Here is a 16382-nt window from a genome sequence, read left to right as displayed (position 1 = left end):
CCTCTTTCTTCACATCATTTACCTCATTTTAAGTAATTAAATTAGCGAAGTCAATAATTAGGTTAGAAAAAAAGAACTTTTATATTGACAAATTGTATTATAATATTTAATATTACTAATATAATTAGTTTTGATACTACTATAATTAGTTTATGAAAGGAACTACAAATATGTGTACAAGATTTGTGTATAATGGGAAAGAAACCATTGTTGGGTTCAATTTTGATATTGACCTTTCTGAATGGGAACATACCGTAATTGCTGAAAAAGACCGTTTTTTTATAGGGATAAAAATGTCCGATAATAAGTATCACTCTTTTCACGGAATCAATAGAAATGGGAATGTTGGCACATTGTTGTATGTACATGGAAATGACAATGCACAATTTTGCGGTAATGAATCATGCTATACAATAGCTGATTTGACAGAAAATTTTATAAAAGGCAACCTCTCTTTTGATGATTCATTGGAAATAGTGAAAAAAAAGAAAATTACTTATGCTCCTGACACTACTATGCAGGCTATGTTTTCGGATAGAACTGGGCGTGTTCTCATTATTGAACCGGGGATTGGGTATCGTTTGGAAAAAGAAAAATATTCCTTAATAACAAATTACTCCATTCTAAAACCAGAATTGACTAATCCATATGTTTTATCTGGGGATAACAGATATGAAAAGGCAAAGGATTTACTGCAAGGATATGGAGAAAACTTCTCTATTTCCAACGCCTTTGATGTACTTAGGTCAGTACGTCAGGAAGGACTTTGGGCAACCAGAGTTTCTTTTGTATATTCCGTTGCTAAAAATAAGGTATATTATGTGTTGAACAATGATTTCAAAAATATTGCAGAGTATCAATTCTAATATCACTGCAATTATAAACAAAAGTGGAGGATTTACATTTCCCCCACTTCCTTAGATTTGACAATACCATCTGCGACGCTTTCCATAATAACAAGGTCAGCGTCTGTGAAATTGTCTATTTTGTTTTCTAACTGCCTGCGTTTGGTACTTTTCACCCGACTGCTGGCAGGCAAGAAAAACTCATCCACTGATACATTCAGCAGAGATACAAGGTCGTAAAGCACCTGTAAGCTGGGATGCTGCCCTTTGTTCTCAATATTGGTTAAATAACGTGGGTCAATCTCAATCATTGCTCCCACCTGTTCACGGGTCAAACCCTGTTTTTTACGGGCTTCTTTTATGGCAAGCCCCAAAGCCCTGAAATCATATTTATCTTCTTTTTTACGCATAATACACCACCTCTGTACATTTTACTGTTCCTGTTATAATAGTGACAGGTATAGAAAAACGTATTGTACAGTTGTACAGTTCCTATTATGTGTACCAAAGATAAAACTATGCTGCTGAAACGGAAATAAAAAAAACCGTTATTTGGCAGTACACTTTTCTTGCGTCAAAATCACATAAGCCTTTCCAGACGACGGTTTAATAAAAGCCGCCGTCTTTCTTTTTTCCAGAACACATGGAGGTTGTATTAAAGTCAGCTTTTTTTAGGCTCCGGCGGCTTACAGGAGGAAGCCGCTATGCAAAATATTTTCTTAAATATATCTACATTCGGTAAACCGTTAAAAAAAGCCATCCACCTACGCTAGAAAAGTCTGACCTGCAATATGGTTTTTCACAATACATAGTAAGAACTATCGAAGCACACAAGCAGAAATATCGTCTGTTTGCGTGCTTTTTTAGTTGGAAGAAAAAGTTTTTAAATTTTTCTTCTCAAAACGCAACTGCACCCCCTGTCCTGTCGGGACTAAGAGCGAAAAGGGGGAAAGAAGCAAAAATTCCTATCAACTCGCTCCCTTTCAAGGCTGGAAAGGGGGTGAGCAATGATGAAGCCATCTGAATTTCAGACAACCATAGAGAACCAGTTTGATTATATCTGTAAAGTCGCTATGGAGGATGAACGCAAAGACTATCTCAAAGCGTTGTCCAGACAGTGTAAACGGGAAACCCTGTTCTGTGATATGGACGATTACACCGTCAATCTGTTTTCTTCCGAAGACACCTATCCCTCCCATTTCCATACTTTTGAAATGGATGGATTTACTGTCCGCATTGAAAACAGCCTATTAGCAGAAGCATTAGAAAATCTGGATGAAAAGAAACGTGACGTTATCCTGAGATATTATTTTCTCGGATTTGACGATACGGAAATTTCAAAAATTCTGGAAGTCAACCGTTCTACCATCCAGAGAAGAAGACACGCCGGACTGGAATTTATCAAAAAATTTATGGAGGAAGAAGCATGACATCAAAGCACCCTATGATTCCGTTTCCTGTAATTGTAAGGGCTGCGGACGGTGATATTGAAGCAGTCAACCAGATTGTACGCCATTACAGCGGTTTTATTGCCAGCCGTTCCATGCGTCCCATGAAAGACGAATATGACAATACTCACATGGTTGTAGATGAAACCCTACGCCGCCGGATGGAAACACGTCTGATTGCAAAGATTTTATCTTTTGAAATCAGGGAACCAAAGTAAAAATAACGCTCTCCTGTGGAAGCATGGACAAGCCCATGCTTCCCAGACAGAGCTTGCCAGCCTATTAAAGTGCATTATCACCAGTGCATTTTAACAGGCTGACAAAGCCGGATTGTTCCTTGAAAAAGAAAGCGTCTAATCAACGCAGCATAAAGCAGCCGAATACGTTTCGATAGAAAGAGAGCCGTTGGGCTGGCACGCCGTGACCCACCAAAGGAGGGATGAAACCGGATAGCGATTCCTGCCAGCGTTCCATAAGCAGCTTACCGCAGAGCTGCCGCCATGACCTTTCTATTGTGATAATGATACTTCCGTACAGCCTTAGTCCGTGTGATGATGTAGCACCGCTGGCAAAGGGTACGGCTGGATGAGAACCATGCAGGGGTGAGATTCCCATGAGCTTTAGCGAAAGCTGCTCGGCTTGCTTATATACTATTTTGAATTAGAATTTTTCATTCAAAATCAAATAACTATTCGCAGGAAATACAATCTTAATATTACTTTTGCCACAAAATCTGATATAATATAGACAGATATTGAGGGTTCCATATCTGGTCTATGGAAAGGAGGAACATGATTACAGTAACAAAAAAAGACTTAATAGAACTGGGTTATGGGACTTCATTCGCAGCAGACATCATAAGAGAAGCAAAAAAACTTATGATTTCAAAAGGGCATACCTACTATCAGTCACGCAAACTGGACAGGGTTCCCAGAGAAGCTGTGGAAGAATTGTTAGGGATTACTTTTACTGATAAATCAAACTGATTGTACTTCTTGCACATTTATGTAAGGAGTGAAATCATGGCAAAAGACCCTATTAAGAAAGCAGAAAACGGAACTTATTATTTTAGAGCAAACTTAGGTTTCCACCCGATTACCGGAAAACAGATTCAGAAATACAAAAGCGGATTCAAGACAAAAAAGGAAGCCAGAGAAGCATATTCAAAGCTTATGCTTACATCCACAGAGGAATTGACAGAAAAGAAACAGCAGCTATCCTTTCAGCAGTTCATTGAAGAGACTTACCTACCTTGGTATAAAACACAGGTAAAGGAAAGTACCTATCTGAACCGCCGTTCTACCATTCAGAAACATTTTTCATACTTTTACAAAATGACGGTGGATGAGATAGAACCCATTAACGTCCAAAACTGGCAGCTTGAACTCGCAAAAGAATTTAGTCCAAACTATATCCGTATTGTACAGGGTATGCTCTCCATTGCCTTTGACAGAGCAGTTGTTCTCGGTCTTGCAAAGAAAAATCCGTCACGAATGATAGGAAACATCAAGAGCAAGAAAACAAAAGTGGATTTTTGGACACTGGATGAATTTCAAAAGGTAATTTCCCTACTCTACAAGGGCGATTATTACGAACATTACCTTTTCATTTCATACTGGCTCCTGTTTATGACTGGAATGAGAATCGGAGAAGCCGCAGCCCTGCAATGGTCGGATATCAACTTTGAAACCGGACTTTTAAGTATAACGAAAACGCTGTACTATAAAACAATAGACGAATACAAATTTGTGGAACCAAAGACACAAGCCAGTATTCGCACTATCTATATTGACACAGATACCATTAAAGAATTAAAAGCATGGCAGGAAGTACAGCAAAAGGTTTTAAAGGACTGTGACCTTGTACTAAGCTATAATGGGATTCCCACCAGTAAGCACACCCTCCCACGGGCATTAGAAAAACTTGCTGGATTGGCAGGCGTACACCGTATCAAAATTCATGCACTCAGACATTCCCATGCTTCCCTGCTCATCAGTATGGGAGAAAATCCTTTATTGATTAAAGAACGTCTGGGGCATGAAAAGATACAGACCACGTTAGGAACCTATGGACATTTATATCCCAACACCAACGTGGAAGTTGCCAAAAAATTAACTGGCGTTCTCACTTATACTCCGGCAACAACCAGTGTTGCCGATTACACCAGCAATCAGCATACAGCAATCTATCACAGAGCAGTTGAATAAAAAAATGCAATCAAAATGCAATTCTAAAAGAAAAGAGCCTCAAAACCCTTGAAAATAAAGGCTTTGAAGCTCTGCTCCAACTATTCAAACTCTACAAAGACTAACGCTTTTTGTTTAGGAATTATTCTCTGTAATGTTTCTCGTTCTTTTGATTATTTGATATATCCATATTATCCTGCCTATACGAGCTAATGTTATCATTTTGTTATCGGCATTGATAACACCTACTCGATAACTGTGGATAATAACTATATGTAGCATGTCAAATTATAAGCTATTTTGCTTAGAGATTCAACACAAAACTGAAATTTTACTTTTCCTTATATTCATCTGGTATTGCTATTTGAAATGTTTCACACAACAGCATCACATCATGCACATCATTTTTATCGTGTTCATATCCCAAATGAAGCATTACCTGACTCAATGGTTCAATACAAGAAACAGTTATATCTCCAACTTTTCCAATACCGGAAAAAGTTTTTGATGGAAATATATCTCCCTCATAAACAATTCCGTCATCTGTAAATTCAAAACAATGTAAATCAATGATTCTTTGTTTATCATCTTTCCAGACAGTATGACCATCCGTTGTATAATCAGTATTTACTTCCTCAAATCCATGCTGCTTAATCACATAAATATAATCATGATAATGTTTCAGTTCAACAAACAAATCAATATCATTGTGTATTCTTGATTCTCTTTTAAGAAGTGCATCAACACCCCATCCGCCATCTAAATATACTTTAATTTCGTTTTGCAAAGCATATTTTATAATTTCACATGCATCTTCTGTACGTACCATAATCTATCCTCCAAATTCAAATCTTTGTATGCTTTCCAACTCACTAAAAGCCTGAAATTTGTCAGTCTTTCATCCTTTTTGTTATCAATCACCAATTAGCTGTAATCCATTAGGATTTAGCTGATATATTTTATCGCACACCTCTTCAATATACTTTCTATCGTGAGAAATGCTAATGACAGCCCCCGGAAATTCTCGGAGCATTTTTCTTATTACCGGACCGGACAATGGTGAAAAATTTCTTGTCGGTTCATCCAGAATAAGAACATTTGCACCACTTAAGCTCATCCTCAAGAGAAGCACTTTCGCCTTTTGTCCGCCTGATAACTCCCGAATCGGATGCTCCATTTCATCTGGTGTGTATTTAAGTGAACCAAGGTATGTTCTAATTCTTGTACGCTCTTCTTTATCTCCTGTTTTATCAAGGTAATCAACCGGTGTAACATCCAAATCCAGCAGGTCTTCATAAGTTTGAGGCATATATTCTGCTTTAATGTCATTCCGATTTAGGAGTTCTTCCGCTATCTTTTTTAGAAGAGTCGTTTTTCCTGCCCCGTTGGCTCCTATCATACAGATTTTTTCTGAACCTTTTATTTTTAAATGAATTCCTTCTGCTAAAATTCTTTTGCCATCCGGAGTCACAAGCTTTGAAAGTTCATATTCTATGACCGTTTTTCCTGCGGGAATGTGTGAGTTTTCATCCCCTAATTTGACAAAGATTGCTTCTTCCTGTTCCGGCATCTGAGTCATATTTTCATCTTCTTTTTCAAATCTTCGTTCCATTGCCTTAACCGTATGCATTTTGTCCTTTAAGTTTTTGGCAACAGACGGTGCTTGTCTGGTACAACTTCTTAATGCACCTTGTACACTCTGCATAACTCTTTGATATTTTTCATCGCGAATCTTTTTCTCCCTACGGTCACTCAGTGCCCGCTGTTTTTGGATTTCAAATTTATGAAGCCGTTCTTCCACATAGCGTCTATAGGGAAGCTTTGCCACGGTATATCTCGCCTTTGTTTTTCGTATAATCTGCTCGATATGTATCACCATGTTGGCAGTACGCTCTATCAGCGTTTCATCGTGTGAAATAAAAAGCACAATGTGCTTCCAGTCATTTATGATTTTTTCCAGTAATGTAAGCGTCGCAATGTCGATGTCATTGGAAGGTTCGTCCAACAACAGCACAGAAACATCGCGAATGAAAAGCCTCATAAGTTGTGTCTTGACTTTTTCGCCTCCTGAAAGACTACCCATTGTCTGGTTACTGTAGAAAAAATCATTTTTCATTCCAAATTTTCCCGCAATAACAGACAATTCTTTAGGCGTTTTCTCCCAGAATATTTCCTCTTCAGAAAAATATTCGTATATTGTTTTTTCCTTATCTTCATCGAGCATCTCCTGCGGAAGATAACCAAGACGTTCGTGTCCCATTATCCTTTCCCCATCTGCTTCTATATAGTTTTCTACAAGCGACGGATTGTATATCCACTTCATTAATGTCGATTTCCCATTTCCCTCTTCTCCAATAATAACTGCCTTATCTCCATCATTTAGCACAAGGTTGAAATCATTAAGAATTATTCTCAGGTCTTTTTTATGTGTTAAATTTAATTTTTTTATCTGCAACATTAAAGTTTCTCCTTTTCGAAGTCTGAGCCAATTATTATTTTGAACACACAAAAACGAGTCTTTTTTGCATACGCAAAAATAGACTCGCTAAATAGCCCCTTATTTCTTTTCCAAAAGGAAAACAAAGGAAATGCCTCTTGCGATAATCCAACTTAAGCGTACACAAAACAAACCTATTCTCTACAGGCTCAATAACTATATGTGTCTTACTTAAATCAAATTATCTATTAATCATTTCCTCACCTTACACAAAATGTGCCTTTCTTTCTTCTAATGGCAATACTATCATACTGTATTTTTTGTGTCAATACATTTCACCTTATGGAAGTGCAAATTAAAATTTTCACTTCCTAATTATACATCCAACCATTACGAAATTCAATCTTTCACAACCTCTTTACAACCACAACCACAGCACTCCAGCAAACGCAGGAGCACCATACCGTAAAACGCTTATGTGTAAATCAACTCCGTTCCTACAACTTCCCTCACACAAGCCTGAATATTATTCATTCTTCCAATCCATTCGTAGGGATTATCTTTCTTTAATTGTTCCGTCACATCTTGTCTGTCGGCATATTCCTTTACCAGTCGAAGAAACATATCCTCTGCTTGCTTATCGACTTCTGCAAGATAACTATGCAGCTTTCCGCTTGTCAGCAGGTTCATATATAACACTTTATAGTGTTCCTTTAAATGCCTTGCATGTCGTTTCCCCCATAAACCAATCGGCTCTATTTCTTCTTCGGCTGGTACTGTGATGTTCGGCAATAAATAATCACCCACCTGTCTATAAGTTCCGCCCATTTCTTCAAAAATTGTCTTTGTCATTTTCCTTTTCCTCCTGTGATTTTTGTCTATCGTGATCGTGTATTATCACGCTTGCGACCTTTAACTGTTCTTGCCTGCTCCAACAAATCATCTATCTGTTTGCGACCAAAAACCTTACGGAGCAGGCTGTAATCTTTATTTTCTGCTTTTAGGATTTTGTTTTCTTCGGTCAATCTTTCATTGACTTTCTCCAAACGCTGATTGGTGCGGTATAACTGTGCATTCGCTGTATTCAGCCTATGATAGTTGTCCCACCCCTCAAAGCAGCGGGCAAGCACCGTTTTGACAAGTTGCTTCAATTTCCTTACAACCGGCTCTGCCATTTTGGTTTTATATGCCTTTGCAGTCATAAATTTCTCTGGTTCTGGCAACTGATATTTCGGTGCAGTATCAAGCTCTATTTCAAGATTTGACAGCTCGTCTTTTGCCTTATCATAGTTCAATACTCGTTCCGACAACACATCAAATTCAATCTGTTTCTGCTCGATTTTCGCACCTAATGCCGCCACTTCTTTTTCTCTTTCCTGCTTTTTATAATCCAAAACAGAAAGATGTTTTTCGTGTGTGCCTAAATGTTCCCACTCAATCCCATAACGTTCCATCACCGCCGCAAGCTGTTCTTTTTCGGACTGTATCCATTGCGACCACTCCGTATCGCCACGACTGCCGCCCTTAAAACCTTGCGTTGCAAGAGCCTGCTTTAGTGACACTCTTGTATCAAGTCCACGCTTGCTGCCTGTGGTAAAAGGTACAAAATCTATGTGCAGATGTGGTGTAGCTTCATCCATATGCAGATGAGCCGAGAACACCCGAAGCTGTGGATTTCGCTCCTGAAAACCCTGATAGTATTCATCTAAAATCTGCTTTGCCAGTTCTCCGTTTTCCGTATCGGCGTTCATATTTCCCTTACCGCCCACCTGTAAAATGATTTCGTGGAACGGTTTTTCCTGCTTGGAACTTCGGATTTTTTCATAATAATCTTTTATCTTTCGGTCTGACCTTATCTGCTTGGCATTGTATCTTTCCAATGCTTCATCAAACAATTCGTGATAAACTGTCTTTATATTTTCATTGCAGTAGTCGATATTGAGATGAGTACGAGTTCCGTCTACATTTTCTGCTCGGAACTTTCGGCTATTGTGATTGACCGAGCCTTTACCGACCATTGCACTTATCGTTCTCTGCATTTTTTCATCTCCCATCTGTAAATTTCAACATTCTCAGGTTTTGTTACTTTTGTCAAAAGTAACGCAAAAGCACTTTTGACGGGTACACCCATCAAAAATGCGACCTGTAAACAGGTTTTGCGTTCTCCGAAGGCTCTCCGAGGGGTGAGCGTGTGCCGGTGGCACACACGCCTGCGAACCGACCGAGCCAGCAGGCGAGACCAAAGAGCCGCCTTTGAAAAGGCACTCTCTGCACACTCCCCTAAACTTTATCCGGTGTCAAAGTGTGACGATGGTGACAATGTTTTTCACAGCGTGCTGCTCTCAAAAACATTGACACCTTTGACACCGTTTGTCACGCCGTCTGCTCGGTTTCTTTCCAAAGTGAAACCTTTCTTCCGTCGTGTGTGCGGCTGTTCTGATAACGGATACCGTAATCACGAAACAGCCTGCTTGCGTTGATACTGAGCCTTAAAGAAAGTACATTCGGCTTTATATCCACCGCAAGCCTTTCGCAAAGTTCCGAAGCAGTTCCTTCCCATCTGTCACTTTCCGAAAAGAGCGTATCCGCTATCTTCTCAAGCAGAGGTTCGGGCGGTTCTTTCCACATCTCCGTTTCCGATTTTGCAAAGTTCCACACCAATCGCTCGCTGTCCCTTACAAGATGGATTTTCATATCCTGCTGGTCTCTGCCAGCAACATCAAGTGTGGCATTGTTGGAAGTACGCTTGTCCTTACTGAGAACAAATGCACCGTCTGCCGCACCCATCAGACCATTCGTGCCTGAAATCATATCGAATATATCTTCCGATTTTTGTTTGCGTGTATGATGAACAATAAGCATTGAAACCTTGTAACTGTCTGCCAACGCTTTCAGCCTTGCCACAACATCATAATCACTTGCGTAGCTGTAATCTGCTCCGCCTGCTTCACGCACACGCTTTAAGGTGTCTATGATAATCAAGCCTGTGTCTGGGTGTTCCCTCATAAACCCTCTTATCTGTTCTTCCAGTCCGCCATTGACCGTTTTACATTCCGTTGCGAAATACAGATTGCCTGTCTCCTTTGCACCGAACATCTGAAACAATCGCTTCTGCAAACGTGGGTAATCATCTTCAAGGGCAAAATAAAGCACCGTTGCCTTACGCACCTTATACTCCCAAAGCGGTGTGCCTGTGCTGATATGATAGGCAAGCTGTGCCATCATAAAGCTCTTTCCCACTTTCGGGGAACCTACGAAAAGGTAAGTTCCCCTTTGGAGCAGACCGTCGATAAGTGGTGTCTGAACCTCAAACACCGTATCATACAGCGTTGTCATTGATACTGTTTTCAGATAGGAAGGGTCTAACTGTCTGAGTATTTCCCTTTGCATTTCTTCAAAAGATTGCTCGTACCCCTTGAAATCCGTATCCTGATTGACTATACTATTGTCAGTACATTTGGAAAGTGACTGTTCCGCATCTGTTGCCGCAGATACATTTGGAATAGTCATTTCTTTTTTATTCTCCATTCGCATCCTCTCCTTTCAAACCGCCGAGAATAATGGAAATCAGTTCTATTACACTCAGCAGTTCATCATCCACACCTTTTCCTGCTTCAATCCTTTTCAGTTCCGCAAGGACTGTGGCAAATTCCGTTTTCAACGCCTTATACACTCTCGGATTGCCCTGTACCACCACATCCTGATTTAAGCAACGGCGGTAACAATACTCCTGTTTTGGCAATCCTGATAGAGCTACAGCTCTGTTAATGAGTTCGTTTTCTTCGGGCGATACTCGAAACCCTACTGTGATATTCCTCCAACGATTTTTGTTATCTCTGTTCTTAGCTGACATTTTCAAAATCTCCTTTCCCTAAATCATCTAATTTTTCTGCCATCTCAATCTGCTTTGACGGAAAGAGGTGTGCGTACTGATAAGTAATATCAATACTTTCGTGACCAACTCGGTCAGCAATCGCCACCGCAGAAAAGCCCATATCAATCAAGAGTGAAATGTGGCTGTGACGGAGATCGTGAATGCGGATACGCTTCACGCCTGCCGCCTTTGCCCCTCTGTCCATCTCGTGATGAAGATAGCTTTTCGTCACCGTAAAGATACGGTCTTTCTTCTTCAATCCGTAAAGCATACCGAGATATTCTTTCATTTCCTCACACAGAAACTTCGGCATTTTAATCGTGCGGTTGCTCTTTTTCGTTTTCGGAGAAGTAATCACATCCTGCCCTTTCAAACGCTGATAGGATTTATTGATTGTGACTGTTTCCTTATCAAAGTTGAAATCTGCCGGAGTCAAAGCTAACAGCTCGCCCTCTCGGATACCGCACCAGTAAAGCATTTCAAACGCATAAAAGGAAACAGGCTTGTCCATCATCTCAAAAGAGAATTTCTTGTATTCTTCCTTTGTCCAGAACAGCATTTCCTTGTGTTCCTCACGTCCCATATTTCCCACCTTTGCCGCAGGATTGGAACGCAGTTCATAGTAGCGGACAGCGTGATTGAAAATGGCGGACAACTGATTGTGCAGCGTTTTCAGATACGTCTGTGAATAAGGCTTTTTCTTCTCATCACGATAGGCAAGCATTTCATTCTGCCAAGTAATAATCTCCTTTGTGGAAATCTCGCTGATTTTCAGTTTCCCGAAATACGGAAGTATCTTTGTGCGTATGATATGCTCTTTGGTAAGCCACGTGTTTTCCTTCAAACGGTTCTTCACATCATTGATATAAAGCTCCGTAAAGGCTTCAAAACTCATATCAAGGTCTGAAGAAGTCTGCAATTTGAACATTCTTTCCCATTCCTGTGCTTCTCGTTTGGTAGCAAAGCCACGCTTGCATTTCTGCTTGCGTTCCCCTTTCCAGTTCACATACCTTGCCATCACATACCAAGTACCGTTATCTTCATTCTTAAATACCGGCATTTACATTTCCCCCTTTCCTGCTCCGTAGAGCCTTTCGTAAAAATACTGGCGATTTACACGCCCTGCAATCGTAATAAAGCCCTTTGCTTTCAATTCCTCATTTAATTGTCTGATGAGTTTATATGCATAAGGTTTTGATACGTTTAGTTCCTGAGCCACATCTTCGGCTCGGATAAATCTGTTTTCCATATCCTTTTTCTTCCTTTCTTAAAATAATTTTTTGCTTGCCGCTTTCTCCGTGTTAAAGTTCCAACAGGCACTCCTGCTTGTCGGCAGGCGCTGTGCTGTCCCAATGCACCGCAGTACATCAGGCGCTCGCTCGTATAGGGGTTCCCGAAAAGTCGGAGACTTTTGGGGAAGAGGAGGAGCAGTGCAGCGAATGAGCTTTTGTGCTTGCACACAAGCGAACGATACGGAACTTGCTCCGACGAGGTCTTGGCGGTTTGGCTTTTCGGACGGTCATTCAGTTGTCGCATTAAGCATATTTGTTTAATTCGTAATTTATTTTACTAAACATATTTGCTATTGTCAAGTGGTTGCAAAGAAAATATTAAACATTTTTGTTTCGGTTTTTCTTGACTTCCACTAAACATTTCTGCTATACTTATTTCACTAAATATAAAAGGAGCGTATCATTATGGCTATCAGCGAAAGAATACATTTTTTCAGACTAATGCGTGGTATGACACAAAAGTATCTCGGTACAGCAATCGGTTTTCCAGAAAAGAGTGCTGATGTGCGTTTGGCACAGTACGAAACTGGTACACGCAAACCGAAAGCAGACCTTACAAATGCATTGGCACAGGTGCTTGATGTTTCTCCACAGGCTCTTGATGTTCCTGACATAGACAGCTATATCGGTCTTATGCACACTCTGTTTACCCTTGAAGATATTTACGGTCTTACTGTCAGTGAAGCAGACGGAGAGGTATGCTTAAAGGTCAACAAGGACAAAGGCAGAGAAGCATATGAACTCCTCAAAATGCTGTATGCTTGGAAAGAACAGGCAGACAAGCTATCTTCCGAAGAAATCAACAGAGAAGAATACGATAACTGGCGTTACCATTATCCAGAGTTCGACACCACACAGCGTTGGGCAAAAGTTCCATCACAGGAATTAAGTGACGCTCTCGTGGAAGCATTCAAAGACCACTTGAAAGATAAATAAGCCCCTACAGGCCCTGCCACTGGCAGCTCCCTACAGATGCTTTGGCAACGACAAAAAAGCCCTTAACTATGGTTATTAACCACAGCTAAGGGCTTAGTTTATAATATGGAATTTGTTCAGAGCCAAGCTCCGAACTTTAGTCTGCAAGCCACCTGTTAATTGTTCCGTTACCCATAAACCACTGGATAACAAGAATAATGGCACTTGCTATGACTGTTATCAATTTGTTATCAAAAGACTAATCGAAATCGCTGAAACCCGCATAAACACTGGCTTTTTTAAGCAACTCGATTTATTCAAACTCAATTGTTGCCGGTGGTTTCCCCGTGCAATCATACAGTACTCTGTTCACATGCTTCACTTCATTGACGATTCTACTGGATACTTTTCCAAGTACCTCCCACGGAATCTCAGCTGCTTCTGCGGTCATGAAGTCGATGGTGTTGACTGCTCTTAACGCGATGGCATAGTCATAGGTTCTCTCGTCACCCATAACGCCTACGGAACGCATATTGGTCAGGGCTGCGAAGTACTGGCCGATGCTGCGGTCGAGACCTGCGTTTGCAATTTCCTCGCGGTAAATGGCATCTGCCTCCTGTACCATTTTTACTTTCTCAGCGGTTACTTCTCCGATGATACGAATTCCGAGGCCCGGGCCAGGGAACGGCTGACGGTATACCAGCTTTTCCGGAATACCAAGCTCCAGACCTGCCTTACGGACCTCATCCTTGAACAGATCGCGCAGCGGCTCGATGATCTCCTTGAAATCAACATAGTCAGGAAGTCCCCCGACATTGTGATGGGACTTGATGACAGCGGACTCACCGCCCAGGCCACTCTCTACGACGTCCGGGTAGATGGTTCCCTGTACCAGGAAATCCACAGCGCCAATTTTCTTTGCCTCTTCCTCGAATACACGGATAAATTCCTCACCGATGATCTTACGCTTGCGCTCCGGCTCCTCTACGCCTTTTAACTTTGCATAGAAACGCTCCTGCGCGTTCACGCGGATGAAATTTAAATTATACGGGCCGTTTGGTCCAAATACTTCCTCGACCTCGTCTCCCTCGTTCTTACGAAGCAGGCCATGATCTACGAATACGCAGGTCAGCTGGTCGCCAACTGCCTTTGCCAGCATGACTGCTGCTACGGAGGAATCTACGCCGCCGGACAATGCGCAGAGCACTTTACCCTTGCCGACCTTCTCACGAACCGCCTTAATGGTGTTCTCTACGAACGCATCCATCTTCCAGTCGCCTGCACAGCCGCAGACTTCATATACGAAGTTGGACAGCATCTTGGTTCCCTCTACGGTATGCAGTACTTCCGGATGGAACTGGATTGCGTAAAGCTTCTTCTCCTCGCACTCTGCTGCTGCCACCGGGCAGTCCGATGTGTGGGCAATGATCTTAAAGCCAGGAGCTTCTTTCTCAATGTAGTCGTTATGGCTCATCCAGCAGATGGTCTTCTCAGATACATTGCCAAACAACTTGCTGGACTTGTCCACGGTTACTTCAATCTTTCCGTACTCACGAACAGGAGCCTTGCAGACATGTCCGCCCAATACATGGCTCATGAGCTGCGCGCCATAGCAGAGTCCCAGTACCGGAATACCAAGCTCAAACAGCTCTTTGCTGCAGGTAGCAGCGCCCTCCTCGTACACGCTGTTTGGACCGCCAGTCAGGATAATGCCCTTCGGATTCATTTCTTTAATCTTTTCGATATCAGTCTTGTAAGAATAAATCTCACAATACACATTGCACTCACGTACACGGCGGGCAACCAGCTGGTTGTACTGACCGCCAAAGTCGATTACAACAATCTTCTCTCTGTTCACGAGTTTTCCTCCTATTTATTGTGATAAAACCGAAGTAACTCAGTTTCATCTTGATGTATCTCACGCTATTATACCTAAAAATACCGCACTATACAAGTGGGTTCCGCAAAATTGGCAAAATCCTCAGTCTCTGCCGCGTTCTGTAAAATTTTCCGTACAAAAGCTCCTGTTTCTGAATAACCGCTGTCTTTTTCTCCTTACAATTCACTTGCCAACTGTTTAAGATTCCCAGGAACACCTTGTTTTATCCCGGAAATATGGGATAATGAAAGTAAAGAGAGGAGGAACTGATTATGAAGAAAAAACTGATTACCCTTTTGCTTGCATCCATCGTTCTGACCGGCTGTGGGGCTGCATCCAGGAATGCTTCCTCACAGGTTTATATGGCAGAAACTGCCGCCGCTTATGACACGGCTTCCGGTGCAGGAAATGGAATGCCTGCCAGCTATTCCAAATCCGCCACCACTAATTTTGATTCTGAAGCTTCTTTTGATGATTCCGATTCTGTCCAGTTATCAGAAAATGATATCCTGTCCCAGAATCCGGAAAAAAATCCGGATACAGATCCATCTGACTCCGAAAACGCCTCTGCCGAAACTTCCCAGACGCCCATGGAACGCAAGCTGATCCGCAACGTGAACATGGATCTGGAAACCCGGGAATTTGACGCCCTCACAAAATCCATTACCGATGCGGTAACTGCTTTTGGTGGCTATATTCAGCAGTCTGATGTCTCTGGCAACAGCCTGAACTGGTCCGGTGACCGCTCCAGCCGTTACTCCACCATCACAGCCCGCATCCCTTCCGACAAGCTGGATGCCTTTCTCACAGAAGTATCCAGCCAGGGAAACGTCACCTACAAAAACGAAAGCGTGCAGGATGTTACCCTCCAGTACACCGATATCACCAGCCGGAAGAAAACACTCCAGATGGAGCAGGAACGCTTATGGGCGCTTCTGGAAAAGGCAGAATCTGTTGATGCTGTCATTGCCCTTGAATCCCGCCTTTCCGAAGTCCGCTACCAGTTGGAATCCCTGGAGTCCCAGCTTCGCACCCTGGATAACCAGATCGTGTACAGTACCGTTTACCTCTCCATCCAGGAAGTCCAGGTTCTCACCTCCACTGACCCGGATACCATTCTGGTCCGCATCCAGAAAGGACTCAGCCGCAGTTTGAACCAGCTGCAAGTCTCCTCCGTAGATTTTGTGGTGTGGTTCATATCCAGCCTCCCGATTCTCCTGGTACTGGCAGTTCTGATCTTGATTGTAATCGTAGTTTTTCGGAAAATCTTCAGGCGGCAGGGTTTTAGAAAAAGCAAAAAAACAACTAAAAATGAAACAAAGGCCGCAAACGTTGAAGCAAAAGAAGAAAACAAATAGAAATGCCAATTTAAAAGCAATCGCAATAAAGGTCCGAAGCCGGTAATCCCGGCATACCGCTGCGCAAAATATGGGTATTGTGTTCGGACGATGCAGCTGACAGATGTTTGCGGATAGTCCGACGAATCGTCCGCCTCCCTCAAACACT

The 16382-nt window shown here is 41.9% G+C and carries 17 protein-coding genes; 7 read left to right on the top strand and 10 right to left on the bottom strand.

The genetic code is table 11. The features are described 5' to 3' along the window. Positions 1–170 precede the first annotated feature (170 nt). Positions 171–866 carry a hypothetical protein gene (locus tag DWY84_RS00355; RefSeq protein ID WP_015552517.1) on the top strand — a complete coding sequence of 232 codons (696 nt, stop codon included), beginning with the start codon at positions 171–173 and terminating at the stop codon, positions 864–866. Between the two features lie 32 nt (positions 867–898). Here the strand turns inward: DWY84_RS00355 and DWY84_RS00350 are convergent, their stop codons facing one another. Then, a complete protein-coding gene (locus DWY84_RS00350) occupies positions 899–1255 on the bottom strand; it encodes a helix-turn-helix domain-containing protein (RefSeq protein ID WP_118529858.1) in 357 nt (118 codons plus the stop codon). A gap of 600 nt (positions 1256–1855) precedes the next feature. On the opposite strand from DWY84_RS00350, the gene DWY84_RS00345 reads away from it, so the two are divergent. From DWY84_RS00345 to DWY84_RS00325, 4 genes are all read left to right on the top strand, one after another. Beyond that, positions 1856–2275: a sigma factor-like helix-turn-helix DNA-binding protein gene (locus DWY84_RS00345; protein ID WP_172749839.1), complete on the top strand. Its 420-nt coding sequence runs from the start codon at positions 1856–1858 to the stop codon at positions 2273–2275. After that, positions 2272–2511 (top strand): helix-turn-helix domain-containing protein, encoded by a 240-nt coding sequence (locus DWY84_RS00340; RefSeq protein WP_118529854.1) that lies wholly within the window; start codon positions 2272–2274, stop codon positions 2509–2511. The genes DWY84_RS00345 and DWY84_RS00340 overlap by 4 nt, the downstream gene beginning before the upstream one ends. Before the next feature lie 573 nt (positions 2512–3084). Then, positions 3085–3279, top strand: coding sequence for a DUF3173 domain-containing protein (locus DWY84_RS00330; RefSeq protein ID WP_011861908.1), 195 nt, complete (start codon positions 3085–3087; stop codon positions 3277–3279). A gap of 36 nt (positions 3280–3315) precedes the next feature. After that, positions 3316–4500 carry a site-specific integrase gene (locus tag DWY84_RS00325; RefSeq protein ID WP_015552515.1) on the top strand — a complete coding sequence of 395 codons (1185 nt, stop codon included), beginning with the start codon at positions 3316–3318 and terminating at the stop codon, positions 4498–4500. Positions 4501–4810: 310 nt separating this feature from the next. On the opposite strand, the gene DWY84_RS00320 is transcribed toward DWY84_RS00325, so the two are convergent. From DWY84_RS00320 to DWY84_RS00285, 8 genes are all read right to left on the bottom strand, one after another. Next, on the bottom strand, positions 4811–5308 hold the full coding sequence (locus tag DWY84_RS00320) for an aminoglycoside nucleotidyltransferase (protein WP_009247521.1): 498 nt from the start codon (positions 5306–5308) through the stop codon (positions 4811–4813). Positions 5309–5392: 84 nt separating this feature from the next. Then, positions 5393–6937 (bottom strand): ATP-binding cassette domain-containing protein, encoded by a 1545-nt coding sequence (locus DWY84_RS00315; RefSeq protein ID WP_009247522.1) that lies wholly within the window; start codon positions 6935–6937, stop codon positions 5393–5395. Positions 6938–7390: 453 nt separating this feature from the next. Next, entirely contained in the window at positions 7391–7768 is a 378-nt protein-coding gene (locus DWY84_RS00310; protein WP_009247523.1) for a TnpV protein, read from the bottom strand. Positions 7769–7794: 26 nt separating this feature from the next. After that, a complete protein-coding gene (locus DWY84_RS00305) occupies positions 7795–8955 on the bottom strand; it encodes a plasmid recombination protein (RefSeq protein WP_009247524.1) in 1161 nt (386 codons plus the stop codon). A gap of 334 nt (positions 8956–9289) precedes the next feature. Beyond that, the gene (locus tag DWY84_RS00300) at positions 9290–10444 is read right to left on the bottom strand and encodes an AAA family ATPase (protein WP_009247525.1); all 1155 of its coding nucleotides are present in this window, start codon (positions 10442–10444) and stop codon (positions 9290–9292) included. Continuing rightward, positions 10434–10769, bottom strand: coding sequence for a hypothetical protein (locus tag DWY84_RS00295; protein ID WP_009247526.1), 336 nt, complete (start codon positions 10767–10769; stop codon positions 10434–10436). Before DWY84_RS00295 ends, DWY84_RS00300 begins: the two co-directional genes overlap by 11 nt. Continuing rightward, complete coding sequence (locus DWY84_RS00290) at positions 10759–11850, bottom strand: site-specific integrase (RefSeq protein ID WP_009247527.1); 1092 nt, start codon at positions 11848–11850, stop codon at positions 10759–10761. Before DWY84_RS00290 ends, DWY84_RS00295 begins: the two co-directional genes overlap by 11 nt. After that, positions 11851–12039, bottom strand: a complete 189-nt coding sequence (locus DWY84_RS00285; RefSeq protein WP_009247528.1) for a transcriptional regulator — start codon at positions 12037–12039, stop codon at positions 11851–11853. It abuts the gene before it with no gap. A 448-nt stretch (positions 12040–12487) separates the two neighbouring features. Between DWY84_RS00285 and DWY84_RS00280 the strand changes: the two genes are divergently transcribed. Then, positions 12488–13018 carry a helix-turn-helix transcriptional regulator gene (locus DWY84_RS00280; protein WP_009247529.1) on the top strand — a complete coding sequence of 177 codons (531 nt, stop codon included), beginning with the start codon at positions 12488–12490 and terminating at the stop codon, positions 13016–13018. 292 nt (positions 13019–13310) lie between these two features. On the opposite strand, the gene guaA is transcribed toward DWY84_RS00280, so the two are convergent. Further along, positions 13311–14855, bottom strand: coding sequence for a glutamine-hydrolyzing GMP synthase (guaA, locus tag DWY84_RS00275; protein ID WP_118529852.1), 1545 nt, complete (start codon positions 14853–14855; stop codon positions 13311–13313). A 293-nt stretch (positions 14856–15148) separates the two neighbouring features. Between guaA and DWY84_RS00270 the strand changes: the two genes are divergently transcribed. Then, positions 15149–16234, top strand: a complete 1086-nt coding sequence (locus DWY84_RS00270; protein ID WP_118529850.1) for a DUF4349 domain-containing protein — start codon at positions 15149–15151, stop codon at positions 16232–16234. The last annotated feature ends 148 nt before the right edge of the window (positions 16235–16382 follow it).

This window comes from Clostridium sp. AF27-2AA (assembly GCF_003478505.1).
Taxonomy (GTDB): Bacteria; Bacillota; Clostridia; order Lachnospirales; family Lachnospiraceae; genus Brotaphodocola.
The sequence above is the reverse complement of the archived record's forward strand: the minus strand, read 5'-3'. Positions and strand labels throughout refer to the sequence as shown.